The sequence below is a fragment of the Streptomyces sp. NBC_00637 genome (genome assembly GCF_045161545.1).
Lineage (GTDB): Bacteria > Actinomycetota > Actinomycetes > Streptomycetales > Streptomycetaceae > Streptomyces.
Genome location: NZ_CP109046.1, coordinates 324335 through 350180, shown reverse-complemented (window position 1 = coordinate 350180; position 25846 = coordinate 324335). Strand labels below are relative to the sequence as shown.

General features: G+C 70.9%; 24 protein-coding genes. 10 read left to right on the top strand and 14 right to left on the bottom strand.

The features are described from left to right. Positions 1 to 16: 16 nt before the first annotated feature. Positions 17 to 1528, bottom strand: coding sequence for an MFS transporter (locus OG440_RS01505; protein ID WP_406004986.1), 1512 nt, complete (start codon positions 1526 to 1528; stop codon positions 17 to 19). A gap of 331 nt (positions 1529 to 1859) precedes the next feature. Further along, entirely contained in the window at positions 1860 to 2546 is a 687-nt protein-coding gene (locus tag OG440_RS01500; RefSeq protein WP_406004985.1) for a TetR/AcrR family transcriptional regulator, read from the bottom strand. Positions 2547 to 2599: 53 nt separating this feature from the next. Between OG440_RS01500 and OG440_RS01495 the strand changes: the two genes are divergently transcribed. Beyond that, complete coding sequence (locus OG440_RS01495; RefSeq protein ID WP_406004984.1) at positions 2600 to 3718, top strand: FAD-dependent oxidoreductase; 1119 nt, start codon at positions 2600 to 2602, stop codon at positions 3716 to 3718. A 76-nt stretch (positions 3719 to 3794) separates the two neighbouring features. After that, a complete protein-coding gene (locus tag OG440_RS01490; protein WP_406004983.1) occupies positions 3795 to 4442 on the top strand; it encodes a tetratricopeptide repeat protein in 648 nt (215 codons plus the stop codon). Between the two features lie 89 nt (positions 4443 to 4531). Here OG440_RS01490 and OG440_RS01485 read toward each other — a convergent pair whose 3' ends face one another. The 5 genes from OG440_RS01485 to OG440_RS01465 all read right to left on the bottom strand — a co-directional run bounded on the left by OG440_RS01485 (position 4532) and on the right by OG440_RS01465 (position 11126). Further along, complete coding sequence (locus OG440_RS01485) at positions 4532 to 5953, bottom strand: lamin tail domain-containing protein (RefSeq protein WP_406004982.1); 1422 nt, start codon at positions 5951 to 5953, stop codon at positions 4532 to 4534. Between the two features lie 181 nt (positions 5954 to 6134). Beyond that, a complete protein-coding gene (locus OG440_RS01480; RefSeq protein ID WP_406004981.1) occupies positions 6135 to 6995 on the bottom strand; it encodes a BTAD domain-containing putative transcriptional regulator in 861 nt (286 codons plus the stop codon). A 610-nt stretch (positions 6996 to 7605) separates the two neighbouring features. After that, complete coding sequence (locus tag OG440_RS01475) at positions 7606 to 8592, bottom strand: hypothetical protein (RefSeq protein WP_406004980.1); 987 nt, start codon at positions 8590 to 8592, stop codon at positions 7606 to 7608. A 146-nt stretch (positions 8593 to 8738) separates the two neighbouring features. Continuing rightward, a complete protein-coding gene (gene glpK / locus OG440_RS01470) occupies positions 8739 to 10256 on the bottom strand; it encodes a glycerol kinase GlpK (protein WP_406004979.1) in 1518 nt (505 codons plus the stop codon). Positions 10257 to 10280: 24 nt separating this feature from the next. Then, positions 10281 to 11126, bottom strand: coding sequence for an MIP/aquaporin family protein (locus OG440_RS01465; protein ID WP_406004978.1), 846 nt, complete (start codon positions 11124 to 11126; stop codon positions 10281 to 10283). Between the two features lie 286 nt (positions 11127 to 11412). On the opposite strand from OG440_RS01465, the gene OG440_RS01460 reads away from it, so the two are divergent. Both OG440_RS01460 and OG440_RS01455 read left to right on the top strand, forming a co-directional pair. Beyond that, positions 11413 to 11973 carry a hypothetical protein gene (locus tag OG440_RS01460; RefSeq protein WP_406004977.1) on the top strand — a complete coding sequence of 187 codons (561 nt, stop codon included), beginning with the start codon at positions 11413 to 11415 and terminating at the stop codon, positions 11971 to 11973. 94 nt (positions 11974 to 12067) lie between these two features. After that, the gene (locus OG440_RS01455; protein WP_406004976.1) at positions 12068 to 12586 is read left to right on the top strand and encodes an ATP-binding protein; all 519 of its coding nucleotides are present in this window, start codon (positions 12068 to 12070) and stop codon (positions 12584 to 12586) included. Between the two features lie 82 nt (positions 12587 to 12668). On the opposite strand, the gene OG440_RS01450 is transcribed toward OG440_RS01455, so the two are convergent. After that, the gene (locus tag OG440_RS01450) at positions 12669 to 13649 is read right to left on the bottom strand and encodes a threonine/serine dehydratase (protein ID WP_406004975.1); all 981 of its coding nucleotides are present in this window, start codon (positions 13647 to 13649) and stop codon (positions 12669 to 12671) included. A 259-nt stretch (positions 13650 to 13908) separates the two neighbouring features. Between OG440_RS01450 and OG440_RS01445 the strand changes: the two genes are divergently transcribed. Continuing rightward, positions 13909 to 14502, top strand: a complete 594-nt coding sequence (locus OG440_RS01445; protein ID WP_406004974.1) for a VOC family protein — start codon at positions 13909 to 13911, stop codon at positions 14500 to 14502. 125 nt (positions 14503 to 14627) lie between these two features. Here OG440_RS01445 and OG440_RS01440 read toward each other — a convergent pair whose 3' ends face one another. After that, positions 14628 to 15491, bottom strand: coding sequence for an alpha/beta fold hydrolase (locus tag OG440_RS01440; protein ID WP_406004973.1), 864 nt, complete (start codon positions 15489 to 15491; stop codon positions 14628 to 14630). Positions 15492 to 15602: 111 nt separating this feature from the next. On the opposite strand from OG440_RS01440, the gene OG440_RS01435 reads away from it, so the two are divergent. Both OG440_RS01435 and OG440_RS01430 read left to right on the top strand, forming a co-directional pair. After that, positions 15603 to 16526 carry a helix-turn-helix domain-containing protein gene (locus tag OG440_RS01435; protein WP_406004972.1) on the top strand — a complete coding sequence of 308 codons (924 nt, stop codon included), beginning with the start codon at positions 15603 to 15605 and terminating at the stop codon, positions 16524 to 16526. Positions 16527 to 16641: 115 nt separating this feature from the next. Then, positions 16642 to 17220: a dihydrofolate reductase family protein gene (locus OG440_RS01430; protein WP_406004971.1), complete on the top strand. Its 579-nt coding sequence runs from the start codon at positions 16642 to 16644 to the stop codon at positions 17218 to 17220. A gap of 121 nt (positions 17221 to 17341) precedes the next feature. Here the strand turns inward: OG440_RS01430 and OG440_RS01425 are convergent, their stop codons facing one another. Together OG440_RS01425 and OG440_RS01420 are read right to left on the bottom strand one after the other, a co-directional pair. Further along, positions 17342 to 18136, bottom strand: a complete 795-nt coding sequence (locus OG440_RS01425) for an SDR family NAD(P)-dependent oxidoreductase (RefSeq protein ID WP_406004970.1) — start codon at positions 18134 to 18136, stop codon at positions 17342 to 17344. A 226-nt stretch (positions 18137 to 18362) separates the two neighbouring features. After that, the gene (locus OG440_RS01420) at positions 18363 to 18908 is read right to left on the bottom strand and encodes a DUF4262 domain-containing protein (protein WP_406004969.1); all 546 of its coding nucleotides are present in this window, start codon (positions 18906 to 18908) and stop codon (positions 18363 to 18365) included. A 125-nt stretch (positions 18909 to 19033) separates the two neighbouring features. On the opposite strand from OG440_RS01420, the gene OG440_RS01415 reads away from it, so the two are divergent. Next, positions 19034 to 19774 carry a VOC family protein gene (locus OG440_RS01415; RefSeq protein WP_406004968.1) on the top strand — a complete coding sequence of 247 codons (741 nt, stop codon included), beginning with the start codon at positions 19034 to 19036 and terminating at the stop codon, positions 19772 to 19774. A gap of 159 nt (positions 19775 to 19933) precedes the next feature. Here OG440_RS01415 and OG440_RS01410 read toward each other — a convergent pair whose 3' ends face one another. Then, entirely contained in the window at positions 19934 to 20356 is a 423-nt protein-coding gene (locus OG440_RS01410; RefSeq protein ID WP_406004967.1) for a MerR family transcriptional regulator, read from the bottom strand. A 555-nt stretch (positions 20357 to 20911) separates the two neighbouring features. Between OG440_RS01410 and OG440_RS01405 the strand changes: the two genes are divergently transcribed. Then, positions 20912 to 22390 (top strand): SulP family inorganic anion transporter, encoded by a 1479-nt coding sequence (locus tag OG440_RS01405; RefSeq protein WP_406004966.1) that lies wholly within the window; start codon positions 20912 to 20914, stop codon positions 22388 to 22390. Positions 22391 to 22456: 66 nt separating this feature from the next. Here the strand turns inward: OG440_RS01405 and OG440_RS01400 are convergent, their stop codons facing one another. Then, entirely contained in the window at positions 22457 to 23239 is a 783-nt protein-coding gene (locus OG440_RS01400) for an alpha/beta fold hydrolase (RefSeq protein WP_406011219.1), read from the bottom strand. 193 nt (positions 23240 to 23432) lie between these two features. On the opposite strand from OG440_RS01400, the gene OG440_RS01395 reads away from it, so the two are divergent. After that, on the top strand, positions 23433 to 24329 hold the full coding sequence (locus OG440_RS01395) for a helix-turn-helix domain-containing protein (protein ID WP_406004965.1): 897 nt from the start codon (positions 23433 to 23435) through the stop codon (positions 24327 to 24329). A gap of 36 nt (positions 24330 to 24365) precedes the next feature. Here OG440_RS01395 and OG440_RS01390 read toward each other — a convergent pair whose 3' ends face one another. Next, positions 24366 to 25766: an MFS transporter gene (locus OG440_RS01390; protein ID WP_406004964.1), complete on the bottom strand. Its 1401-nt coding sequence runs from the start codon at positions 25764 to 25766 to the stop codon at positions 24366 to 24368. Positions 25767 to 25846 lie beyond the last annotated feature (80 nt).

The window sequence follows — 25846 nt, the reverse complement described above, 5'->3', positions numbered from 1 at the left end:
CGCCACGGCCCGCGGATCAGGACTGGCGGGAGTGCAACGGATCATGGGCGACCTCGTCCGGACACCGTTCATGCGGCCGGCGCGTCCGCCGGTCGCGCCGCCAGTCGACGGTCGCGAGGGCCAGCGACGCGCCCATGCCCGCCAGGGCTGCGACCAGTGCGGTGGCGAGGGCGCCGCGGTAGTCGTCACCTTCGCCGAGCGTCAGGTAGTACAGGCCGGGCAGCGCCGCCGTGCCCACGGCGGCGCCGAGACGCTGACCCGTCTGGAGGGCGCCGCCCGCCGCGCCCGCCATCCGCACGGGCACGTCCCGCAGGGTCATCGTGATGTTCGGGGAGACCACGAAGCCGCCGCCGAGGCCGCCGAGGAACAGCAGCGGCGTGGCCGCCCAGGGGGCGATGTCGAGAGGTGCGAAGCGAAGCAGCAGCGCGGCGCCGCCCAGGCCGGTGATCACGCCCGTCAGGCCGCACACGGTGAGCAGCCGGCCGAACCGGTCCACCAGCCGGCCGGCGACGACGGCCGCGCTCGCCGAGCCGACGGCGAAGGGCGTCACGGCGAGGCCGGACCGCAGCGGTGAGAAGCCCAGCCCGCGCTGGTAGAAGAGGGCGAACACGAGCCAGACGCCGCTGAAGCCGATGAAGTACAGGGTGCCGACCCCGGCGCCGACGGCGTAGCCCCGCACCGTGGTGAACAACCGAGGATCGAGCAGCGGCTCGGCGTCACGGGCGACGAGACGGCGCTGCCGGCGCACGAAGACGCCGAGCAGCGCCCCGCCGACGAGGAACAGCCACCACAGTCGGCCCAGTCCGCCGGAATCCGCCTGGACCAGCGGATACATGACCGCGAGGACGCCGAGGCCGAGGAGCAGGACGCCGGGCACGTCCACGTGCCCCCGGCCGGACGGCCTGCTGCGGGGCAGCAGACGGCGGCCGAGCAGGACCGCGAGCACACCGATGGGGACGTTGACGTAGAAGATCCAGCGCCACCCCTCGGAGCCGGAGGCCAGCGCGAGGATGACGCCGCCGGCGAGCGGTCCGACGGCGGACGAGATGCCGACGGTGGCGCCGAAGAACCCGAAGGCACGTCCGCGTTCGGCGCCGCGGAACATCTGCTGGATGAGCGCGGAGTTCTGCGGAGCCATGAAGCCGGCCGCCAGTCCCTGGGCGAGGCGGGCCACCACCAGCCAGGTGATGTCAGGGGCCGCGCCGCAGACCGCGCTGAAGATCACGAAGCTGCTCAGGGCCAGCAGGAAGATGCGGCGCCGGTCCAGGGCGTCCCCGAGGCGGCCGGCGGTGACCAGGGCGAGGGCGAAGGTGAGGGCGTACCCGGAGACCACCCATTGCACCTCGGCGGCGGAGGCGTGCAGCTCGCGCTGCACGGTGGGCAGGGCGACCGCGACGATCGTCACGTCCAGCAGGCTCATGAATCCGGCCACCAAGGTGACCCACAGCGCCCGCCACCGGTTCGGGTCCTGCCCGGACCCGCCCTTCCGAGCGCCCGGGTCTCGGTTCTCCGCAGCCGACGCCGTCACAGGATCTCCTCTCGCCGGGCCGCTTCCGAGAACGCCCGGGCCCGCAGTGGAAGCGCCCGGCAGTGTGCCGAGCCTCCCTGCTCGCCGCCCGGCATCCTGATCGTGCGGCACCCGGTTCGCCCGGCTGTTCGCCTGAGTGCATTCTGAGCCGCGTCGTCCCTCCGCCGCATACCGGAGCTATTGCCCCGGATCGCCCGTGGTGCACGAGGGGCGCGACTCGGCCGCGGGCCGGGCGCGTCACGTACGGCGGCACGCAGGCAGGTGACCGGGCAACCCGGCGCCGCCCAGGCGGTACGGCGCGACGGACGGGCTCGCCCGGACCGGAAAACGATCAAGGCCGGGCGAGTTTGGCGGCCACGGCGTCGAGGACCCAGTCCAGGCCGGTCGCGAAGGATGCCTCGGCGTCCACGTGCGTGCCGTCGTGCACGGCCTTGGCGAGTGCCGGGAAGCGGCCGGTGGCCAGCATGCTCGTCACATGCGGGCCGGAGGCGCGCTGCCAGTCGCGCTTGGACAGGCCCGTGGCGCGCTCTGCCCGCAGGTTCGCGACCTCGCGCCTGATCGCGCCGGTGAAGTAGGCGCTGACCGTCTCCACGGCGCGCATGACGGTGTCGATGTCGGCGAGGCCGTCGAGGGCGGCCAGCTTGGCCTCGGTCACGGCGAGGCCGTTCGGGCCCAGGGTCGGGCGGCCGCCGAGCAGGTCGGCCAGCCATTCGTGCCGGAGAGCGGCCAGCCTGGTGCGGTGGGCGAGGACGCGCAGCGCCTCCCGCCAGTCACCGGGCCGCTCCTCGGGGAGGAACTCGGCCTGGACCTCGTCCATCATGAGGTCGAGCAGCTCCTCCTTGGTGGAGATGTATCCGTACAGCCGCATCGGGCCGGCGTTCAGCCGGGCGGCGACCTTGCGCAACGACACCGCCTCCAGCCCGCCCTCGTCGGCCAGCGCGACGGCGGCGGCGACGATCCGCTCGCGGTCGAGCGGCACGGGGCGAGCCGGCGGCTCCGGCCGGTCCCACACAGTCATGATCACACCGTTCTGTTGCGATGTATCGTAATGGAGGGATACGGTGTATCGCCATGAGACAGCGTATCGCAGTCATCGGAGGTGGTCCTGCCGGCCTTGCCTTCGCCCGCGTCCTGCACCGCCACGACCACCCCGTCGCCGTGTTCGAACGCGATCCCGCCCCCGACGCCCGCCCCCCGGGCGGCACGCTGGACCTGCACGAAGGGCTGGGCCAGCTCGCCCTGTCCAAGGCGGGGCTGCTGACGGAATTCCAGGCGCTGTCCCGCCCCGAAGGCCAGGCCATGCGCATCCTGGACACGGACGGGACCGTCCTGCGCGACTGGCGACCCGGCCCGGACGACCGGGCCAATCCCGAGATCGACCGCGGACAACTCCGCGACCTGCTGCTCGGCCCGCTCGACGTCCAGTGGGGCCGGGGCGTGACGCAGGTGGTGCCGGGGACCCGGGACGGCGTACTGGTCCACTTCGAGGACGGACGACAGGAGACGTTCGACCTCGTGGTCGGCGCGGACGGCGCCTGGTCCCGAGTGCGCCCGGCGATCTCGTCCGCGACGCCGCACTACACCGGCGTCACCTCGGTCGAGACCTCCCTCGACGACGTCGACACCCGCCACCCCGACCTCGCCCGGCTGATCGGCGACGGTTCCGTGTCCGTGTACGGCGTGAACCGCTCTCTCGTCGCCCAGCGCAACAGCGGCGGCCACGTGAAGGTGTACGCCAAGTTCCGCGCGCCGCTGGACTGGCACACGGACGTGGACCCGGCCGACGTCGAGGCCGTGCGATCCAGCCTGCTGGCCGTGTTCGACGGCTGGGCCGCCCCCGTCCTCGAACTCCTCCGCCACGGCACCGCTTTCGTCCACCGCCCCTTCCACGTCCTGCCCGTGGCCCACACCTGGGCCCACACCCCCGGCGTGACGCTGCTGGGCGACGCCGCCCACCTGATGCCCCCCTTGGGCGCGGGCGCGAACCTCGCGATGCTGGAAGGCGCCGAACTCGCCGAGTCCCTCGCCACCGGCTCGGGAGATCCTGACGAGGCCGTCCGCGCCTTCGAGGAACAGATGTGGGAACGGGCCGGCAAGTGGGCGAAGATCACGACGGCCGGCCTGGAACGTCTCGTGAGCCCGGACCCCACCGAAGCCCTGGCCCTCTTCGACCAGGTCCAGCCATCCTGAGCCCGGTGCCGTTCGACGGCCCGGGACACCCGGACAGCCTCGGCGCTGCCATCGTCCGACCGACAGGGGTAGGGGTATGCAAGGGGAGAGCTGGATCGAACGTGCGGGGGATCTGTTCGAAGCGGCGATGTTCGGCGCTGACGCGTCCGCGCTCGACCGGTCCGACGACGTGCTGGACGCGGTCGAGGCGCCGCTCTGCATGGCGCGGGGCAAGGTACTGCACGTCCGCTTTCTGAACGACCGCGAAGAGAACGGTCACGAACTGGTCCTGTTCGAGCGCGCGGCCGAGTTGTACGAGCGCCTGGGCGACGCGTCGGGTGAGGCGGACGCCCTGTTCTGGATCGGCTGCTGGCACCAGGTGGTCAAGGGGGAAGGCGCCACCGGCAGGCCCTACTTCGAGCGGTCGTACGCGCTGGCGAAATCCGTCGACGACCGGATGACGATGTCCTACGCGATTCGCCACCTCGGCTTCGCCGACAAGGACGCGGGTCACTTCGAGCAGGCCCGGGAGCGGTTGGCCGAATCGGTGGCACTGCGCCGGGAGATCGGCTTCCGGCCCGGGGAAGCGGCCGGACTGGTGGCGCTCGCCTACCTCGCGGCCGAGACCGGCGACCCGACCACGGCGTTCCGCCATCTCGACGAGGCCCAGGCGGTCGCCGAGAGCTGTGGAGCCAAGGCCGTGTCGGGATGGATCGAGCAGGCCCGCACGTTCATCCGCGCCTAGCCGGGAGCTCTCCGGCCTCCTGGGCTCCTGGTGGTGTGGCCCCGTCCCGGCCCGTGGGCGGGGCGGGACGGGGCCACACGGTGACGGCATCAGCAGGTGATGGTGCCCTTGCGCAGGGCGTGGCCGCCGTCCTCGCTGTCGTCGGCCCAGTAGACGGGCTTGGAGCCGGCGACGCACTCGTCGGAGCCGGCCACCGCGAAGCCCTCGTTGTTGTAGTCGGGCATGCCGCCGGGCCGGTCGTAGACGGCGCTGGTGGTGAACGCGCCGGAGGCGTCGACCTTCAGGGTGCGGTGCCGGCCGTCACAGGTGTCGTCGCACACGGCCCACAGGCGAGCGGCCTGCGGCTCCCACTGGAGTTCCATCACCCCGGACATGCCGCTGCCGAGTGCGGCGACGCGGGTGTAGGTGCCGGAGTCGGCGAGGACGTAGCCGTAGATCATGCCGGTCCCCTCGACGGCGACGAAGAACACGCCGCCGCTGTGGGCGCCGTAGCGAGCCGGGTCGTAGGCCGTGCCGGTGGCGGCATCCTTGAAGCCGGCCCCCGTCAGGTAGGTGTCGGGGATCCAGGTGATCCCTTCGAGGCCGAGGTTGGAGCCGGTCGAGGGCAGGTCGGGGGTGAGGTTCCATTCCCTGCTGGAGGTCAGGGTGGAGCCGGTTGCGGCGACGTCGTACTTCAGCACCGACAGGCGGCTGGTGCCGGAGGCGTCGCTGTCGCGCTCGCTCGCGACGAAGGCCCCGCCCGCGGAACCGGAGCCGGTGAGGGTGACCCCCTCGCTGTCGGGGGTTCCCGAACCGCCGGGGAAGCGCAGGGCCTTGCCGGAGGACCAGCCGCCGCTCGTGTCCGGGGCCCAGCCGCCGGAGCCGTCACGGACCAGGCGCCACAGCTTGCCGCTGTTCTGCGCGCCCCACAGCACGCCGCCCTCCTGGTGGAGACCGCTGAGATCCTGGCCGAACACGTCGGCGGCGTCCGCGGTTCCGACGGTGCCGCTGCCGGGCCACGCCACCGGGGTCGTACCCCCGCCGCCGGTACCGCAGTCGTTGGGGGTTCCGAGGGTCAGGGCCGCCTTTCCGAAGGCGCCGGTGCCGTCGGGGCAGCGCGACCAGGAGGGGGCGGAGTGCTCGCTCCAGGAGAACCCGTCGACGAGGGTCGTGCCGTCGGCGAGGTACAGGCGGGCCTCGTCGTCGGAGCCGAGACCGAACTTGCCATGGACGTCGAACGCCCGGAACGCCCCCGGAGCCAGCGTCGTCCCGGAGACGATCTTGTACTTGGAGCTGTTGTCGTCGTCCTTGAGGATCCAGCCCGAGACGTCGATGGTGGCGGTGCCCTTGTTGTAGAGCTCGATCGAGTCGTCGACGCCGCCGGTGGTCACGACCTCGTTGATGCGGATGTCGTCGGCGGCAGTGGCGTGGGCGGCCGGGACGCCGGTCAGGGCGCCCACGGTCAGCAGCGGTCCGGCGACGAGGAAACGGGTAAGACCACGACGCCGGCGGAGAGCGATCGATGCAGTCACTGAGTTCCATCCCGAGGTTGTCATGGGCAAGCGGCATGACGGTCCCGGCACCGGTCGAACAGGACTCCTCCGGACGGTCGGACGGCCGGTGAACGACGGGCGAAGCTTGCGCGCCCGCCTCGGCGGGACAGTCGCGCCCTCCTCGTCACCGCCTTTCGAGGTCACGCAGGCCCCCCTGCTCTCAGGTGGTGTAGAGGTCGTAGGTGGGGGTGTGGTGGGGGTCGGCGATGACGTCGAGTCGGGGGTCCACGGTGAGGATGGCCTGGTGCATGCGCTGGAGTTGCGGTGAGGGTTCGACGCCGAGTTCGTCGATGAGGCGTTGGCGCAGGCGGCGGTAGGTGTCGAGGGCGGCGGCCTGTCTGCCGGAGCGGTAGAGGGCGAGCATGGCCTGCGAGTGGAGGCCTTCGTGGTGGGGGTGGCGGGCGGTGAGGTGGGTGAGTTCGGCGGTGAGTTCGCCGTGGTGGCCCAGACGGAGTTCGGCGTCGATGCGCCGTTCCTGGGTGACGAGTCTGCTCTGGTGCAGGCGCATCGTCTCGATGCGCAGCACGGGGCCGTGCGGGACATCGACGAGTGCTTGCTCCTGCCAGAGGCCGAGGGCATGCTCGAGGACACGGGCGGCGTCGGCGTCGCGCCCCTCCTCGAAGGCCCGGTGACCCTGGGCGGCGAGTTGTTCGTAGCGGTGGGCGTCGACGGCGTCGGGGGGAATCTGGAGGAGGTAGCCGCCGTACCGGGTGGCGAGGATGTCCTTGGCGCCCGGGGCGGTACTGCCGGTGCCGTCTCCGACGCCGTCCCCGATGGCAGTGGTGGTGGGGAGCGAGTGGGCGATCATGCGGCGCAGTTGGAGGATGTAGGTCTGGAGGGTGGTGAGGGAGCTGTGGGGGAGGGCGGTGTCCCAGATCTCTTCCATGAGGGTGGGGACGGGGACGACCTGGCCTGGGCGTAAGGCGAGGAGGGCGAGGATCTGGCGGGGTTTGCCCGCGGTGGGGACGATGTCTTTTCCGTTGATTTCGGCGTTCAGTGCACCCAGAAGTTTTATGTCCATTGTTCCTCCGGACCGTTGGCGTGTTGCGCGGCGGTCGGTTCGAAGCGGTGATGTGCCTTTCGATACTGCTTCGGAGGGGGGTTGTCGCGGGGTTCTCACGGCTTTCCCGCTAGGGGGCCTGAAGGTTTCGTGGACGGGGGCGCGAGGCGGTGCCGAGTGGTTCTCCAGCGGTATTCCAGAACCGGCCGGAATCGGAGGCCGGCCGCAGAGGTTCGGGCGCCGACCGGGGGCTTCACACCGTCCCTCGCGACGCGCCGGAATACGCGGTGATTTCCCGGCATGCCACGGAATGCAGGGCTCTCCCCGCTCGGCGCGGACCTGCGTGAGAGATTCCCTCAGCAGATCTCGAGGCCGCCCGGCTGATGCCCGGCAGCGGGCCTGCGGGCCGTACCGTCGCCGTCGTCGGAAGAAATCTGTTTCCCGATGACTGTCAGGGGTGCGGATCGTCTCCGGTCGCGGAGTCGAGGTACGCGTTCGCTGACGGCCCTGCGTCATGGTCTTCCTCGCCGCAGAGGCTGGGTCGGCCGGTCCGTGACAGGCATGAAGTCCGAGCATGACGTGCCGCGGTGGCCGGCTCCACGACTCCGCGATCGGCCCCATGCCCCCTCTCTCAGCCGAGCCGGTCGAAGTCGTCGATCTGGTCGCTCGTCGCCGGGCTGGTGGCCTGCCACTGTCCGGGGCTCAGCAGACGTGTCCGCGCGGCCAGACGGTGCAGGGCGGCGACGGCGCCTTGGTCGAGTTGAGCCCCGCTGTAGCCGATGTACGCCACGACGCCGGGCACCGGCTCCCACGCCAGCGCGCCGTTGCCACCGAACACGGACGTGATGACGGCAGGCTTGCCGTCCACGGTCCCGGCCGGCTGGACACCGGCGGCGTACATCTGGTCTTCGAGGCCGCCGCACCGGGCGACACCGGTGAAGGTCAGGCCGCCGGAGAGCTCGTCGGCCTCCCCGGTCGCGGCGGAGCTGTAGCGGGTCTCGTGTACGGAGAGCGCGCGTGATCTGCCGGTGGCCGTCACCGAGAGCCCGGGCGGCGCTGCGACATCGGGGCGGCCCGAGACGACGCGGGTGGCGGCGGCGACGGCGATCAGCTCGGCCTGGGGCAGATCTCCTCGGACCCGCGCGTACGAGCCCCCCACCGGCCAGGTGATCTCCCGATCCTGGGCCGTTGCCGAGGTGCGGCCGACCTGGACCGGGCGTCCCCCGGTCGGCGCCGGCACGGGGAACGTGACCACCGCGCCGTGTCGTCCCAGCGATCCGTCCGAGCGTCGTACCACCACCGTCGACGGGCCTGCGTTCGCTGTGCGGTCCCGTCTGACCAGCGTGGCGCCCCGAGGCAGTGCCAGTCCTGTGATCACCATGCCGGGGGTCTGTCCCGCCCCGACGGCCGCGTCCGGGCCGGCGGGAAACGCACTTCCGGTGGGTGAGGCCGACGGCGAGGCCGCAGGCGCTGCGGGGGTCCGCTCGTCGGATCCGTTCACGGCCACGATGGCGATCACGAGCGCCGCGGACAGGGCTACGGCTGTGGCCGCGGCGATCAGCCGACGCGGTGGTCTCCAGGGCGGTCGGTCCGGGCCGCTGCTGAGCACATCCCCCATGTCGTGCAGTGTGCCCCACGGGTTCCGGGCCGTACAGCCGCCCGGTGTCGGTCGCCGGTACGGAGAATATGCGGACGGGTCGGCTCCGCCACGCGGCACGGGCAAGCGCCGCCCGACGCTCTCGGGCGGCGCTCGCCGGTGTCGGGTTACTCGACCTTGGCCCAGTCGAGCGTGCGCTCCACGGCCTTCTTCCAGCCCGCGTAACCTTCCGCGCGCTGATCGTCGGACCACTGGGGCTCCCAGCGCTTGGACTCCTGCCAGTGGGTGCGCAGTTCGTCGGTGTCGCGCCAGAAACCGGTGGCCAGGCCCGCCGCGTAGGCGGCGCCGAGCGCGGTGGTCTCGGCGACGACCGGACGGCTGACCGGTACGCCGAGGACGTCCGCCTGGATCTGCATGCACAGGTCGTTGGCGGTGACGCCGCCGTCCACCTTGAGCACGTCGAGGTGGACGCCGGAGTCCTGCTCCATGGCCTCGACCACGTCGCGGCTCTGGTAGCAGATGGACTCCAGGGTCGCCCGGGCCAGGTGCCCGTTGTCGTTGTAGCGGGCCAGGCCGACGATCGCGCCGCGGGCGTCCGAGCGCCAGTACGGGGCGAACAGACCCGAGAACGCGGGCACGAAGTACATTCCGCCGTTGTCCTCGACGGTGCGCGCCAGCGACTCGCTCTCCGCGGCATCCTTGATGATCTTCATCTGGTCGCGCAGCCACTGCACCGCCGACCCGGTGACGGCGATGGAGCCCTCCAGGGCGTAGACCGCCGGGCTGTCGCCGAACTGGTACGCCACGGTGGTGAGCAGTCCGTGCTGCGAACGGACCAGCTCGGTACCGGTGTTGAGAACCAGGAAGTTGCCCGTGCCGTAGGTGTTCTTGGCCTCGCCCGGCGCGTAGCAGACCTGCCCCACCGTGGCGGCCTGCTGGTCGCCGAGCACCCCGCAGATGGGGATGGCGGCGCGCAGTGGCCGGGAGGTGCGGGTCACGCCGAACGCCTCGCGGTGGGAGGACGGGTTGATCGTGGGCAGCATCTGCCGGGGGATGTCGAAGAAGCCCAGCAGCTCGTCGTCCCAGTCGAGGGTCTCCAGGTCCATCAGCATGGTGCGGCTGGCGTTGGTCACGTCGGTGGCGTGGACGCCGCCGTCGGGACCTCCGGTCAGGTTCCACAGAACCCAGGCGTCCGTGTTGCCGAACAGGGCGTGGCCCTGTTCCGCCGCCTCGCGGACGCCGTCGACGTTCTCCAGAATCCACTGGATCTTGCCGCCGGAGAAGTAGGTCGCCGGCGGCAGCCCCGCCTTGCGTCGGATCACGTCGCCCTTGCCCGAGCGATCCAGGGCCGCGGCGATGGAGTCGGTGCGGGTGTCCTGCCAGACGATCGCGTTGTAGTAGGGGCGTCCGTTGCGCGGGTCCCACACCACGGTGGTCTCGCGCTGGTTGGTGATGCCGATCGCCGCCAGATCCTCGGGGGAGAGGTTGCCGTGTCGCAGCGCGTTCTGCATCACCGAGTTGGTGCGCTCCCAGATCTCCACCGGGTCGTGCTCGACCCACCCCGAGCGCGGAAGGATCTGGGCGTGCTCCAGCTGGTGCTTCGCCACCTCGTTGCCGGAGTGGTCGAAGATCATGAATCGGGTGCTGGTGGTGCCTTGGTCCACCGCGCCCACGAAGTCAGCCATGGGTTGCCGCCTCTGCTGTGGGTGTCATTCCTCGGGGGCCGGAACTCGGCCGGGAGGCTCCGGCTCCGCGGTCGGCAGGAACCGACCGATGAAGGCCTTGTACAGGCCCGCGCCGAGCAGGCCGCCGATCAGGGGACCGACGATCGGCACCCAGAAGTAGAGATTCCCGTACTGATCTCGCCATGCTGTGCCGTAGCCCGTGATGAAGCTGGCCAATCGGGGCCCGAAGTCACGCGCCGGGTTGATCGCGTAACCCGCGTTGGTGCCCCACGCCATACCGATGGCCACGACGATCAGACCGACGATGAACGGGGCCAGATTGGCACCCGGCGGCGTGTTCAGCAGGTCCGTGACGGCCAGGATCAGCAGCAGCAGGATGGCGGTGCCGATGATCTGGTCACGGAACGCGCCCCACTCGTGGACCGGCAGGTTCGGATTGCCGTTGGCGGGGAGCGTGGAGAACACGCCCTGTGTCTTGATGGTGTGTCCCGGGTCGGCCTTCGCCAGTGCCTCGGTGTAGTTCCACCGCACGATGAGAGCCGCCACGAAGGCTCCGGCGGTCTGGGCCAGCGCGTAGGGCGCCACCTTGCTCCACGGGAAGCCCTTGAACGTGGCCAGGGCGACCGTCACCGCCGGATTGAGATGGGCGCCGCTCAGTCGCGCCGCGACGTAGACACCCAGGGTGACGCCGAGGCCCCAGGCCCAGGCGATGCTGTCGTGATTTCCGAGTCCCCCCGGTGGTGTCGTGAGCGCGCCACCGGCGACCACCTGGGCCACCACACCACAGCCGAAGAGAATGAGAATCATGGTGCCGAGGAACTCGGCCGACACTTCGCCGACCAATCCCAACCTTTTGAATCGCTCAGCCATGGAAGCCCGCTTCCCGCCGGTGTTGAACCGGCATGTCCGACTGCTCGAGCTCTCCCGGACAACAGCATAGGGCGATCATGGACTAATCGCACAAATCGGGTGCATCTGGCTTCCTCGATCACCCCGGCCGGCCGGCGGCGCCGTCCGACGGCATCCGGAGCGATGTCGAGCACCTTTGGGCGCGAGGTGATCTCCGAAGCTCCGAATCCAGGCAGATCACGCGACGAAGGGATCAGGAACGTCCCATCCATCCCATCCGTGGCGGCCCGTGCCTAGCGTCGACCGGATGGTCAAAACCTTCCTGGTCAACGTCCTCCCGGTGATCATCGCGGTGATCGCCATCGCCGTGCCCACCTGGCTCGGCGTGCGGCAGACCCGCATCAGCCGGCACGCGAACAACATCCAGGCCATGATCAATCTGCTGGCCGAGTTCCGGTCGGCCGGATTCCACGATCAGCACGATTACGTGTGCGCCCGGCTCCAGCAGGAGCACGCTGCGGACGGCGGGGTGCGCGGGCTGCCCTACGACGCGAAAGCGGCCTTCTGCAACGTCGTGTACTACTACCAGTCCCTCGCCAACCTGACCGTCTTCAAGATCGTCGACGAGGAGATCTTCCTGCCCCTCCTGCGATACCGGATCGTCAGCGTCTGGCAGGCGGCCCGGCCCTACGTGGAACGCGAGCGCGAGCTGCGAGGAAGCGACGGCTCCTACCTGTCGGCGTTCGAAGAGCTCGCCCGGCGGACGGGCGATCTGCCGCACAATCTCCAGGACCGCATCGCGGACAGCCGGTCCGGCCGGCAGTGGTGGACGCGCCGCCGCTGGGGCCGCTCACGCCGGACCGCCTGAGGCCCGGGCGAGGAAAGACGGCGGCGAGCCCGCGCCGCGACCGTCGCGGACGCCGACCGGGCAGCGGATGCCTGCGGGGCACTAGCGTGGGCCCATGATCGTATGGCTCAACGGCACGCACGGCGCGGGCAAGACGACGACCAGCGCACTCGTGCAGCAACTGATCCCCGATTCACGGGTTTTCGACGCCGAGAAGGTCGGCGAGACCTTGATGGACATCACGCCGGGGCTGCCCGGGACGGACAACTTCCAGCACTGGCCGCCGTGGCGGCCGCTCGTCGTCGAGACCGCCTGCCGCGTACTCGACTACACCGGCGGCACCCTGGTGATGCCCATGACGGTCCTGGTCGAGCAGTACTGGCGTGAGATCAGCACGGGCCTCGCCCAATACGCCATTCCCGTACGGCACTTCGTCCTCCACGCGGACCAGGACACCCTCCGAGGGCGCATCGAGGGCGCGAGTGTCGGCCCTTCCCCGTTCCGCCTCGCCTACCTCGAGCCCTACGCAGAGGCAGCCCGTACCTGGCTGCACGCCGAGGCCGAGGTCGTCGACACCACCCACCTCACACCGGCCCAGGCCGCCCGCCGGATCGCGGACGCCGTCGGAACCTGAGACCCGCCGTGACACACGCGCTTCCGGCAGCCGTCGACGACGAGGACGAAGAGGGGCGGCGACCGTCGGACCGGCGACATGCTCAAGCCCTGTCGGCCGGAGCGGTGCCGATCCAGCGGCGGTGGGCCTCTGGGTCGACATTGCTGCCGCAGACGATGGTGACCACGTGTCGCCCGGCGAAGCGGTCGCGGTCTTCGAGGATCGCTGCGATGCCGAGCGCGGCCGACGGTTCGACGACGAGGCCCGCGTGGTCGAGGAGCATGCGCATACCGGCGATGATCGACGCCTCCCGGACCAGGACGGCGTCGTCGGCGACCAGGAGGAGGTCGTCCAGGACGGCCGGGACGGGATACCGGCCGGCGACGCCGTCGGCGATGGTGTCGGTCGAGTCGGTGGTGACGACATGTCGACTGTGCCACGAGTGTGTCAACGCCGGTGCGCCCAGCGGCTGGACGCAGATCACCTGGACACTCGGTGCCAGGGCCTTCATCACGTGCCCCACGCCGGTGGCCAGCGCCCCGCCGCCGAGCGCGATCAGGACGGTGTCGAACGACGCCGCGGTGTCCGCCAGTTCCAGGCCGATCGTCGCCGCGCCCTCGCACGTCTCGAGGTCCAGGCTGTCTTCGAGCAGCCGGATGCCGTCCTGGCGCGCGATGGCCGCCGCCCGCTCGCGAGCCGTCTCGTGGTCGCCGTCCACCAGCTCCAACCTGGCGCCCAGCGCGCGGATGCGGTCGAGTTTGGCGGCGGTCGCGAAGCGAGAGGCCACGACGGTCACGTCGAGCCCCCGGCCGCGACCGGACCAGGCGAGGGCCTGGCCGAGGTTGCCCGCGCTGGCGCACACCACGGCTCGCGGCCCTTCGTCGGCGAGCAGGCTCGCGACGACCTCGGTGCCCCGGGCCTTGAAGCTGCGGACCGGGTTCGCCGTCTCCAGCTTGACGCTCACCTCGCAGCCGAGGTGGGGCTCCAGCGCCTCGCAGCGGTACAGCGGAGTGTCGAGAAACATCGGGTCGATCACCCGACGAGCCGCCCGGATCCGAGCGGTGGAGAGGCGCGTCCCCTGCATGACTCAAAGCGTAGCCGCGTCGAGACGCTGCAGGAGCCGGCTCTCGAAGTGGTCCCCGAGGCGAGCGAGGCGATCAAGTGGGGCCGGCCCGCGTGGGTTCACGTACGGCAGGCCCGTGCCCGGCGGCCTGCTGCGCGAGATGATCGCGTTTAGCACGTGTGAGCACGAGGACGACGGCGTGCTGTGGAGGTGACGGCAGCGGAGGCGGGTCGAGGCCGACGATGAGCCGCGACCGTATGACGGCTTGGGGGAGAACGGGATGTTGACCGGGATCGTGATCGACGCGCTGGACGTCGCGCGCATGGACCGTTTCTGGTTGGACGCGACGCGGGGCCGGACGGGCGGTCTGCGCCTGCGGTGCGTGCCGGGCGCGGAGGCGAAGGCGGCGTACAAGAACCGGCTCCACCTCGACCTGGCCGGGGGACCGGACTGGGAGGCCGAGGTGGCGCGCCTGCTCACACTCGGCGCGACGCGGGTCGACATCGGGCAGGGGGACGTCCCGTGGGATGTGCTGGCCGATCCGGAGGGCAACGAGTTCTGCGTGCTCCGTCCCGGTCACCCCGGCGTTCTCGCGGACTCCGGCCTCGTCGCGATCTGCCTCGACGTCGCCGAGGAGGACCGCTACGCGCAGCGGGCCTTCTGGGAGTCCCAGGCCGACTGGCATGCCGTCGAGTCCCACGACTGGGGCGTCCGGCTGCGCCAAAGGCCCACCAGCACCGTCTCGCTGGTGATGGGTCCGCCCGCGGCGCCGAAGACCGCGCGGAACAGGTTGCGGCTGGAGGTCACGCATCGCGCTGGGGAATCCGGTGAGTTCCTCGACGCCGGGGGAAACGAGTTCCACGTCGTGGGCTGACTTCCGCATTCCGCGGCCGCACGCGTTCATCCACCTCGCGCTCGCCGCGACCCTCACCAGCCGGCCGGCACCAACGGACACGACGCCACCCGACTCCCGCCGCTGCCGGACGCTGTCCCCATGCCTCAAGTGGCGCCGGGGACCTGGGCGGTGTGCTGCGCGGCGAAGGGCAGGAGAAGGGCGGCGGTCCGTGATGGGGCCTCCAGGATGGGCGTGTGGCCGGCACCGGGCAGCAACGCGACGTCCGCGCCCGGAACGACGAGGTAGTCCGCTGCGGACGACGGCCGCCATCTGCGGTCCTGGTCGCCGAAGATCACCTGCAGTGGCTTGCCGAGGTCCCTCAACCGAGCCGGGAGCGGCCGCTCGCCGAGATAGGCGGTGGCCGCCAGCGTCGCCGCCGCGAGCGCGCCGTAGGTCATGCCGCGCAGTTCGTCGACGAGGACTTGTGGGATCTGATAGCCCGGGTGGAACGCGGTGCTCGCGAACCGGCGGATCTGCTCGTCGGTCGGTGGCCACTGCGCGGGGTCGATCGCGCCGGTCCCCGGACCGATGAAGGCCTCCATGTGAGGGCCCGTGTTGATGAGCGCGAACGCGGTCACCAGGTCGGGTCGCTGCTCGGCGAGAGCGGTGGCGGCATAGCCACCGCTGGAGTGGCCGACGACGACGGCGTGTTCGATACCGAGCCGGTCCAGTGCCACGCCGATCCGGCGTCCCTGCTCGGGCATCGCGTAATCGCCGCCGACCGGCTCGGCCGAGCGGCCGTGCCCCGGCAGGTCGACCCGGACGACGCGATGGAGCTCGGTCAGCAGCGGAACCAGCGCGTCCCACGAACGGCTCGACGCGGCGGATCCATGGATGAGCACGAGCACGGGGGCGTCGCGGGGGCCGTCCTGCCTGACGTGGAGGCCGCCGTGCTCCAGATGGAGGGTCGTCTCCTCGGTGGTGTCCGCGTTGCCGGTCTTCCGAGGGTGCCTGTCGGGAGGAGTCATGGATCCACTGTCGCCGCCCGCGCTCACCGGCGGCTTGGACGAATGTTCCCTCCGCTGTTCCCTCCTCTGCTACTTCCTCGATTCCCTCCTCCGCCCGCGTAGCATTTGGGGATGGGGTCCACGACGGGGAAACGGGACGGGCCCGCCGGGTGGGGCGTAGCGCGTCCGCGGCGGCCCGGCCGGATCGCCGGTGTCGACATGGCCGGGTTCCGGGTCCCCGGCCCGCTCGTCGGCGGTCTGCGGATGGTTCCGCACCCGGCCGTGATGCTGGTGCTGGAGTTCGGTGCAAGCCCTTCCACCGTGGAGGACGGTTCCGGCCGTCGGTATGGGGGGAGTCTCGTAGCCGGGCCGGGATTCGGCTCCGGAGGCGGCGTGCGGGCGTGGGGTGAACAGGTCGAGTGCGTGCAGGTGCGCCTGTCCCCTGTGGTCGCCGGGACGGTTCTGGGTGTTCGTCCGGCCGATCTGACCGGCTCGCTGGTGTCCCTCGACGACCTGTGGGGCCGGGCGGCGTCACGGATCCGCGAGCGGTTGGGCGAACTGCCCTCGTGGGAGGACCGCTTCGCCTTCACGGACGCGGTGCTCGCCCGTCGGCTCGACGAGCGGTCGCCGGTGTCTTCGGCGGTGGATCCGGCGGTGGCCTGGGCCTGGAACCGGATCGTCGTCGACGGGGGCCGCGTCCGGATCGACCACTTGGCGGCCGAACTCGGCTGGAGCCGCAAGCGTCTGTGGTCCCGGTTCCACTCCTACATCGGCCTTCCACCGAAAGCAGCCGCGAAACTGGTCCGCTTCGACCGTGCCGTGCACCGGCTGGTCGCGGGCGAGGGCGCCGCCCGCGTCGCGGCGGACGGCGGCTACTGCGACCAGTCCCACCTGCATCGGGACGTCATGGCGTTCACCGGCACCACCCCGGCGACCGTACTGGACGAGCCGTTCCTGACGGTGGACGACCGCGCATGGCCGACCACGGACACATCTCGGCTCGACGACGGTCACCGACAGCGGCTCACGAGGGTCGCCGCGGCAAGTCCGACATGAGGAGTGGAGCGGTTGTCGGGTGCCGTGCCATGGCGTGGCGTGGCGATGAGTTTCGTCGTGGTGGCCAGTCTGTATCCACAACACGCGACCGACGAGCTCACCGGAGGACGGCACCATGACCGCCACCTACACATTCGACGTCTTCTCCAGCCTCGACGGGTTCGGCGCCGCCGGCGGCGACTGGACCGGCTACTGGGGCAAGCAGGGCCCCGAGCTCCTGGACCACCGTCTCGCCCTGTACGGCGAGGAGCAGCGGATGGTCCTCGGGGCCAACACGTACCGGTTGTTCGCGCAGATGCTGGCGTCGAGCACCGAGGAGTCCGAGGTACGTGACCCATGGGTCACCCGCATGAGGAGCCTGCCGGCAACGGTGGTGTCGACCACGCTGGAAGGACCCCTCGACTGGCCCGACGCGCAGGTCGTGAGCGGCGACGCCGTCGACGTCGTCGCCCGGCTCAAGAAGGAGTCCGAGGTGCCGTTGCGCTCGCACGGCAGCCTGTCGATGAACAGGGCGCTGATGGCCGCCGGGCTCGTCGACCGCGTCCAGGTGACGCTCTTCCCCGTGATCACCGGTCGGACCGGTCTGGACCCGATCTTCCAGGGTGCGGCCGACTTCGACCTGGAGCTGATCGAGCACCACACGCTCGACGGGAACATCCAGGAACTCGTCTACCGACCCGACCTGCACGTCTGAGGCGCCCCCGCCCGCCCGGCCAGGCGGCTGGAACCTGACCGGTATGTGCGAGATGCGAACCCGGGCGACGGGGTGGCGGTGGTTCGACCGAGCGCGTTCCCCCCGTTCCGCGCACTCGTCGTCAGGGCAGGATCGAGTCCACGTACCCGCCGTCGACCCGCAGGGCTCCGCCCGTCGTGGCCGATGCCTGGTCGGAGCTGAGGTAGACGACCATGTGGGCGATCTCCTCCGGCTCGATCAGCCGTTGCAGGAGGGACTGCGGCCGGTGCTTCCGCATGAATTCGCGCTGGGCCTCCTCCCACGGCAGGTCGCGGTCGACGAGTTCGTAGACGAAGTCCTCGACGCCGCCGGTGTGGGTGGGACCGGCGATGACCGAGTTGACCGTCACCCCCGTGCCCGCCGCCTGCTTCGCGAAGCCGCGGCCGACGGCGAGGAGCGCGGTCTTGGACATGCCGTAGTGGATCATCTCGGCCGGGATGACGACAGCCGAGTCGCTGGCGATGTACTGGATCCGGCCCCAGCCGCGTTCGGTCATGCCGGGGAGGTACAGCCGGGTCAGCCGTACCGCGGCCAGCACGTTCACCTCGAAGTAGCGCCGCCATTCCTCGTCGCTGATCTCCAGCGGGTCGGCGGAGCCGAAGATGCCGAGGTTGTTGACGAGGATGTCCACCTGCGGCAGCGCCTCCACGACACGGTGTGCGCCGTCCTCGTTCGTCACGTCGGCGGTCACGGGCACGAAGGAAGCCCCCGGTACCTCCGCCGCCAGTCGCGCCACACTTTCCGCGACCCGCCGCTCGTCGCGGCCGTTGACCCCTACCCGGGCGCCGGAACGCGCGAGCCCGGCGGCGATCGCCGCGCCGATGCCCTGCGTCGAGCCCGTCACCAGGGCGGTGCGTCCCGCCAGGTCGATCTGCATGTGGAACCAGTCCCCTTGCGCGTCGGTCCGTCCCGTCCTACGTGCCGGTACGACCGCCGTCGGCAGCTGCCTCGCCGGCCGGCCGCCGGCCGCCTGGCGTCAGCCTGGCGGCAGAGTGATCGGCCCGCCACTCCGGCCCGGTCGAACGGCCTCGGCTGCGTATGCCCGCTCGGCGACGGAGGACACGCATGTCGGGCGCGCCTGGCGCCGGCCGGTGCTTCTGGCGTCAGAGTTCGCTGGTCCAGACGCCGACTGGGTGCTCACTCGGCGGCAGCCACAACCGAGGCTGTGACTCGCGGTGCCCTTGCCGAGCCTGCTCTTCCCAGTGGAAACGGGCGTCCGCGTCGGGCCACGCGACTTGCAGCACCGGGAAGGGGGGCCGCCGGTAGAACCCGATGGCCCGCCCGAAGAAGGTCCGGTACCAGCGGAGATCGACCTTCCTGAGGGCGACTTCGTGGCCGTCGACGACGTCAGGATGCTTCTGGCCGTCGGCGAGGGTGGAGCCCGCCGCCTTCTCTCCGAGCCGGTTGAGTACGCGGTGCATGGCATGGACGTCGAGCCCGAACATGGCGAGTTCGGGCGCGCCGTGGGTGTGCGACAGGCCGATCGTGTAGGCGAAGCCAGGCCCGATGTCGTCCTCGGGGACCATCACGACATGCCAGCCGTGCTTCCGTACGTTCTCGATGATCGTCAGGCCGAGCCGGTCCGCTTCGTCTAGATCGCCGTAGTCATGGCACAGAACGCAGCGGCACCGGAATGGATCATCAGTCATGTGCCGAGGCTACGAGGGGAGCACCCGGGCCGAGTGGCCGGGGCTCGTGATTCCCCCTGCGAACGAACAGCGTTGTCATGCGGTCCGCGGATGTCGTTGCGGAGCGTGTGCCTAGGATCGTCGGCATGACACTGCGACCGGTCCAGGTGAACATCAAGGCCCTTGACGACTCGGCGGTCGGGCGGTTCTGGGCCGAGGCGCTCGGCTGGCGTGTGCACAGCGGGGGATCCGGCGTGACCGCCGTCCACCCCGTCGGCTTCGACTGGCTCAACCCGGTCGTCGTCGGCATCGACGTCGTCACGGTCCCGGAGCCCAAGACGACGACGAAGAACCGCGTGCACCTCGATCTCGCCACCACCTCCGCGGCGCATCAGGCGGAGCTGGTCGCGCGCCTTCAGGCTCTCGGTGCGACACCCGTCCACGTGGGCCAGGGCACGGTGCCGTGGACGGTCCTCGCCGATCCCGAGGGCAACGAGTTCTGCGTGCTGGAGCCTCGGGAGACCTACCGGGACACCGGGCCGATCGCCGCGGTGGTGGTCGACTGCGTGGACCCGCGGGCGATGGCCCGGTTCTGGGACGCGGCGCTGGACTGGACCCTGCACGAGGTGAGCGACGATCATGCGACGTTGCGTTCCGCCGGCGGTGGCGGTCCGCACCTCGAGTTCCTCCGCACGCCCGACGTGAAGACCGTGCCGGACCGCGTCCATCTTGACCTGGTGCCGGGCCCCCGTGACGACAAAGCGGCGGAGGTGGCCAGGCTGCGAGCCCTCGGCGCCACCGACCTCGACCTCGGCCAGGGCGATGTTCCGTGGACGTGCCTGGCCGACCCGGAGGGGCACGAGTTCTGCGTCCTCGCCCGGTCCTGACGCGGAGCCTCGCGGGGCAGAAGGCGGGGGGACATCCCGAGGCTGAGGACACGCTCCCTCAGCCCCCGTAGTCCGCCGTCCTCACACCCGCCAAGCCACCGACCCTCAATCCGCACGCTGACGGGGTCACGAGTCAGCCGGTGGGCGCGACGTCACGAGTCAGCCGGCGGGGGCGACGTCCGGGCGGTCGGCGCCGCGGAGCCGGCCGCGTAGCGTCGCGGCGAATTCCTCGGCACGTTCCAGCTGGGTGCGCAGGTCGAGGACCCGCTGCTGGGCGGCCTCCTCGAAGCCCCGCAAACGCTCCAGGAGTTCCTCCCGCTCGTCGGCGGACAGTTCCTCGCCGGAGTCGAGGCGGTCGGTCGCCCCGAGCAACTCGCGCATCTGGTCCAGCGTGAAATCGAGCGGCTTCATGCGGCGGACGATCATCAGACGGGCGACGTCGCTGTCGGTGTAGAGGCGGAAGCCGCCCTGCGAACGAGCCGAGGGGACGACCAGGCCGGTGTCCTCGTAGTGCCGGATGGTGCGCAGCGACAGCTCGGTCCGCGCGGCGACCTCGCCGATCTGCATGTGCTTGCCGTCCATGTCCCCTGATCCGACCCTTCTCGTCACCGTCACCGTCACCGAGGCCGACGCCGTCACCGACGACTCCGTCGGCGTCGCTGCCCGTCTGGGCCGCCGATCTCTACTCTAACGTTAGGGTAGAGTTGCCCATCTGGTTGCTGAGTCCGTGAGCAGTCCTCAGTGTGCGGTGCGGGCGTCAGTGATCCAGGCCCGACTGCTGCCGTGTCGGGGCCGATGCCGCCCCCGGCGATGAATCCGAGTCCCGCGGGAGAGATGCGTGCGCGAGTCCATGGTGCCCGGCGCCGCGACCTGCGCCGTCGCCTGCCCGCCGTGACCCTCACCCCGGCCGTTCAACGCCTTGCCCCTCACGCCTGACGCTTCACCCCTGGCCAGGGCCTTGACGCCTGCCCGAGCGCGTCACGGTGCTCTGTCCTCGCCTCCCGGTCCGTCAGGGGGCCGATCGCGGATGCCGCCTCGGCCTTCCGCGCCGTCTTCAGAACGCCTGTCCTCCTCCAGGGGCGGGCCCGAGCACGACAGGTAACCGCTTCGTTGTCTCCCTCCGCACTGTCTCCCGCCATGCGGCAACGTGGTCTCACACCCGACTGGCTGCGTGATCCGAGGGTCTGGCGCACCGAGATACTGGCCGGCCTGGTGGTCGCGATCGCCCTGATTCCCGAGGCGATCTCCTTCTCCATCATCGCCGGGGTCGACCCGGCCATCGGCCTGTTCGCCTCGTTCACCATGGCCGTCACCATCGCCGTCGTCGGCGGGCGCCGGGCGATGATCTCGGCGGCCACCGGCGCCGTCGCCCTGGTCATCGCGCCGCTGAACCGCGAGCACGGCTTCGGCTACCTGGTCGCCGCCGTGATCCTGGCCGGCGTCTTCCAGATCGTGCTCGGCGCGCTCGGGGTGGCGAAGCTGATGCGGTTCGTGCCCCGCTCGGTGATGGTCGGCTTCGTCAACTCCCTTGCCATCCTCATCTTCATGGCGCAGGTACCGGAGATGACGCACGTGCCCTGGCCGGTGTATCCGCTGATCGGGGTGGGGCTGGCGCTGATGGTGTTCTTCCCGAAGGTCACCACCGTCATCCCGGCGCCGCTGGTGTCGATCGTGGTCCTGACCGTCGTCACGGTCGCCGCCGGCATCGCGGTGCCGACGGTCGGGGGCAAGGGCGAACTGCCGTCCTCCCTGCCCGTGCCGGGTCTGCCGGACGTGCCGTTCACCCTCGACACCCTGACGACCGTCGCCCCGTACGCACTCGCCATGGCACTGGTCGGTCTCATGGAGTCGCTGATGACGGCGAAGCTGGTCGACGAGATCACCGACACCCACTCCTCCAAGACCCGCGAGTCGATCGGTCAGGGCATCGCCAACATCGTCACCGGCTTCTTCGGCGGTATGGGCGGCTGCGCCATGATCGGTCAGACGATGATCAACGTGCGGGTCTCCGGGGCCCGTACCCGGCTGTCGACGTTCCTGGCGGGCTCGTTCCTGATGGTGCTGTGCGTCGTCTTCGGGCCGGTCGTCTCCGACATCCCCATGGCGGCGCTGGTCGCGGTGATGGCCATGGTGTCGTTCGCGACCTTCGACTGGCACTCCATCGCCCCGAAGACGCTGAAGCGGATGCCGGCCGGTGAGATCACGGTCATGGTCGTCACCGTCGCGTGCGTGGTCGCCACCAGCAACCTGGCCGTCGGCGTCGTCGTCGGCTCGATCACCGCGATGGTCATCTTCGCCAAGCGCGTCGCCCACCTCGCCGAGGTCACGGCCTCCACCGACCCCGACGGCGGCACCGTGGTCTACCGGGTCACCGGAGAGATGTTCTTCGCCTCCTCCAACGACCTGGTCGGGCAGTTCGGCTACGCCACCGACCCGGACAAGGTCGTCATCGACCTGTCCGCCGCCCACATCTGGGACGCCTCCTCCGTGGCCGCCCTGGACGCCGTCGAGACCAAGTACGCCCAGCGCGGCAAGACGGTCGAAATCATCGGACTGAACGAGCCCAGCGCCCGGATCCACGAGACGCTCAGCGGCGAGCTCGCGGGCAGCCACTGACCAGTGCGGTGGAGGCGCACGGAGGGCTGGGGCGTGCCGCAGGCGGGACCCGCAAGACACGCCATCTCAGCCGCGGACGGTTGCCAGGAAGCCGCCCAGGGCGTCGGCAACCGCTGCGGGAGCCTCCAGAGGCAGCAGATGTCCGGCGCCGGGGACGATGGTCAGGGTCGCCTGCGGAACGTACGGCAGCAGGCACGCGCGCAGCACGTGGGGCGGCTCGACCTTGTCGTGCTCACCGGCCAGGACGCACACAGGGGCCGTGATGCGCTCGGCTTCCTCGGTGACGTCCTGCGCGATCCCGCGCAGCGGCCACTCCGTGCGGGCATCGGCCGAGGCGGCGAGGCCGTCCCGTACGACCGCCTCGCGTACCCGTTGCGGCAGGGCGGCGGCGGTCAGGACGTGATCAAGGGCGTTTCCCACGGTCTCGGGCGAGTCGTAGGCGTGGGAGAGGCCCTGTCGGTACTCGTCCGTGACGCCGGCCGGCGGCAGTGCGGGGGCGGGCGCGACCAGGACCAACCCGGCCAGCCCGCTAGGACGCCGGGCCGCGACCAGTTGGCCGACCTTGCCGCCCATCGAGTGTCCGACGAGGACGAAGGGGCCGGCGACGCACTCCTCGACCACCCGGAGGAGGTCGTCGGCGAGCTGGTCGAGGTGGTACGGCCCCGGCAGTTGCCGCGACAGGCCCCAGCCGCGCTGATCGAAGCGGACCGTCGCCTGCTCGGACGGCAGGCGACGGACGACCTCGTCCCAGGTGCCCGCCGAACCACCCCAGTAGTGCGTGAACACCAACGCCGGTCCGCCACCCCCGCCCCCGGTCCGCACCGCCAGGCCACCACCGGCCACGGCCACACTCTTTGCGTTATTCGGCACTTCCGCGCCTCTCTCCACTGTTGCGACAGGCGATCAACCCCGTGGGAAACTCTCCCGCACCGTGGCGTTCGACCTGCTCTCGTAAGGGTTACGACGGGATACGACGCTACGGGGACCGAGTCGTTCGCCCTGTCGAAAAGAGACTGACCTGTTGTGGAAAACGGACACTTCCGTGCGGCAGCTGCGGTACCTCCCCGCTGTCGGAGCCGCCTACGGAGTGGAGGTGCTCACCTTCGCTGGCCTGCGAACGACGGACACCGACGAACGCCGCACACGACTGCAGCGGCCCGACTTCCACGTCCTGGCCCTGATCACCGAAGGCAGCGGCGCCCACGAAGCAGACTTCCGGGACTACCCGCTGCACGAAGGCAGCGTCGTGTGGATCAGGCCCGGTGTCGTGCATCGATGGAGCGACGTCGATCGTCTCGACGGCTTCCTGATCCTGTTCCGGCCGGGCTTCCTGCCCCGTCCCGGCCTCGAGACCGTGGACGTCACCCCACCCGTCTGCTGGCGCGTACCGTCCGAGGTCCTGCCCCTGGCGGTATCGGCCGCCGAGCATCTCGACCGCGAGCACCGCGCGGCGGCGCGAGCACCGCATCTGGCATCCGCCGCACTGCTCTCGCACCTTCTGGCGGCGCTGGTCCTGCGCGTACTTCCCGCGACATCCGCACCGCGCCCGCACCACGCATCGGGCAACCGGGCGCTCGAGGTCTTTCACGCCTACCGCGCCGCGGTCGAGGACCATTTCACCCAGTGGCATCACGTCGCCGACTACGCAACGGCGCTCGGCTACGACACGCGCACTCTCACCCGGACGACCCGCGCCGCTACCGGAACCGGCGCCAAGGCCTTCCTCGACCAGCGCATCCTGCTCGAAGCGAAACGGCTCCTCGCCCACACCGACCTGCCGGTCGGCGCGTGCGCGCGTCGCCTCGGATTCCACGACGCCGGCAACTTCACCACCTTCTTCCGGCGGCAGACGGGCCACGCCCCCTCCACCTGGACCGCCGGCCTCCGATCCCGCCGGACCGACCGCCCGCACCCGACACCGAAACCCGGCACCTCGTGAGACACCTCGCGGTCTGGGTCTGGTGGGCGGGGTTAGTCAGGGGGAGTCGACGGCCGCGGGTTGCGACGCGCGCGCCACGACGAGGAGGAACAGTCCGCAGGCCGCGACGAGCAGCCAGCCGGGATGCGACGCGGCGGCGATGCCGGTGGGGCCGGCGCCCGCGACCAGAGCCCCGGCGAGGGCGATGCCGACCGCCGCACCGACCTGGCGCGCGGTGGAGGTGATCGCCCCCGCAACGCCGGCCCGGGAGAGTGGCAAGCCGCTGACCGCGGTGTTGGTGAGGGGGGCGTTGGCGAAGCCGAACCCGACGCCGATCAGCAGGTGGGCGAGGAGGATCAACGGCACGCTCGTGTCCTGGCCCAGGTTCACCAGGCACAGTCCGCCGGCCGTGGTGAAGAGGCCCGCGAGGATCAGCGGGCGCCGAGGTCCGACGCGCCCGACCAGAGCGCCGGACCAGGGCGCGCCCAAGGTGGCCCCGAGTGCCATGGGCAGGGTCGCGGCACCGCTCTCCAACGGTGTCCAGCCGCGGGACTGCTGAAGGTAGAGGGTGTTGAGCAGCAGGCTCACATTGAGCGCGACGAACACCGCCATGGCGCCGAGTACCGCCGTCGCGAACGGCGGTCGGCGGAAGAGCCCGAGGTCCATGAGCGGTTCGCCGCGGCGCAGTTCGACCAGGACGAACGCCACCGTCGCCGCCGCGATCAGGACATAGCAGGTGAGAGCGGCGGGCGAGGCCCAGCCGATGCCAGGGCCTTCGATGAGGACACCGACGAAGAGACCGAGGACCACACCGAGGAGTACCAGGCCCGGCAGATCGAGACGGCGCACGCGCTCGGCGCGGGACTCCGGCACGAACACGGCGACCAGGACGAGGGCGGTGACGACGACCGGCGCGTTGATCCAGAACACCGAACGCCAGCCGAACGCGGCGATGAGCGCCCCACCGGTCACCGGACCCGCCGCCATGCTGAGCCCGAAGACCGACGCCCACACGCCGATCGCCCGGGCCCTCTCCCGGCGGTCGGGCATCGCGTTCACCACGATCGCCAGGGCCACCGGGCTGAGCATGGAGGCACCGACGCCCTGGACGGCCCGGGCGGCAATCAGCACACCCGGTGACGGGGCGAGGGCGCACGCGAGGGAGGCCAGGCCGAAGACGAGCAGTCCGCACCGGAAGACGCGGCGGCGTCCGAGGCGGTCCGCGATCGCGCCGGAGACGATGAGGAGGCTCGCCAGGACCACGGTGTAGGCGTTCACCACCCACTCCAGATCACGGGTGCCCACATCGAGGCCCCTCCCGATCTCCGGCAGGCCCACGTTGACGATGGTGGTGTCGACGCCCACCAGGAACATGCTGAGCGCGCAGACGGCCAGTACCGTCCAGCGTCGGCGCGCGCTCAGCGGGGAGGGTGGAGCGGGCAGCGATGTCGTGAGCACGGGAGGCCCCTTCTACGGGATCGGGATCGGGTGCCGCCCAGGCTCGGGCCGGGGGAGGGGCCGGGCCCAGGAAATTTGCG

Bases quoted from the DNA above. Each gene is read 5' to 3' on its own strand.
- OG440_RS01495 (WP_406004984.1), top strand. From the start codon at position 2,600: ATGAGACAGCGTATCGCAGTCATCGGAGGTGGTCCTGCCGGCCTTGCC.
- OG440_RS01490 (WP_406004983.1), top strand. From the start codon at position 3,795: ATGCAAGGGGAGAGCTGGATCGAACGTGCGGGGGATCTGTTCGAAGCG.
- OG440_RS01410 (WP_406004967.1), bottom strand. From the start codon at position 20,356: ATGGACGGCAAGCACATGCAGATCGGCGAGGTCGCCGCGCGGACCGAG.
- OG440_RS01465 (WP_406004978.1), bottom strand. From the start codon at position 11,126: ATGGCTGAGCGATTCAAAAGGTTGGGATTGGTCGGCGAAGTGTCGGCC.
- OG440_RS01430 (WP_406004971.1), top strand. From the start codon at position 16,642: ATGACCGCCACCTACACATTCGACGTCTTCTCCAGCCTCGACGGGTTC.
- OG440_RS01455 (WP_406004976.1), top strand. From the start codon at position 12,068: ATGATCGTATGGCTCAACGGCACGCACGGCGCGGGCAAGACGACGACC.
- OG440_RS01475 (WP_406004980.1), bottom strand. From the start codon at position 8,592: ATGGGGGATGTGCTCAGCAGCGGCCCGGACCGACCGCCCTGGAGACCA.
- OG440_RS01425 (WP_406004970.1), bottom strand. From the start codon at position 18,136: ATGCAGATCGACCTGGCGGGACGCACCGCCCTGGTGACGGGCTCGACG.
- OG440_RS01440 (WP_406004973.1), bottom strand. From the start codon at position 15,491: ATGACTCCTCCCGACAGGCACCCTCGGAAGACCGGCAACGCGGACACC.
- OG440_RS01405 (WP_406004966.1), top strand. From the start codon at position 20,912: ATGCGGCAACGTGGTCTCACACCCGACTGGCTGCGTGATCCGAGGGTC.
- OG440_RS01415 (WP_406004968.1), top strand. From the start codon at position 19,034: ATGACACTGCGACCGGTCCAGGTGAACATCAAGGCCCTTGACGACTCG.
- OG440_RS01500 (WP_406004985.1), bottom strand. From the start codon at position 2,546: ATGACTGTGTGGGACCGGCCGGAGCCGCCGGCTCGCCCCGTGCCGCTC.
- OG440_RS01460 (WP_406004977.1), top strand. From the start codon at position 11,413: ATGGTCAAAACCTTCCTGGTCAACGTCCTCCCGGTGATCATCGCGGTG.
- OG440_RS01420 (WP_406004969.1), bottom strand. From the start codon at position 18,908: ATGACTGATGATCCATTCCGGTGCCGCTGCGTTCTGTGCCATGACTAC.
- OG440_RS01480 (WP_406004981.1), bottom strand. From the start codon at position 6,995: ATGGACATAAAACTTCTGGGTGCACTGAACGCCGAAATCAACGGAAAA.
- glpK (WP_406004979.1), bottom strand. From the start codon at position 10,256: ATGGCTGACTTCGTGGGCGCGGTGGACCAAGGCACCACCAGCACCCGA.
- OG440_RS01450 (WP_406004975.1), bottom strand. From the start codon at position 13,649: ATGCAGGGGACGCGCCTCTCCACCGCTCGGATCCGGGCGGCTCGTCGG.
- OG440_RS01445 (WP_406004974.1), top strand. From the start codon at position 13,909: ATGTTGACCGGGATCGTGATCGACGCGCTGGACGTCGCGCGCATGGAC.
- OG440_RS01435 (WP_406004972.1), top strand. From the start codon at position 15,603: ATGGGGTCCACGACGGGGAAACGGGACGGGCCCGCCGGGTGGGGCGTA.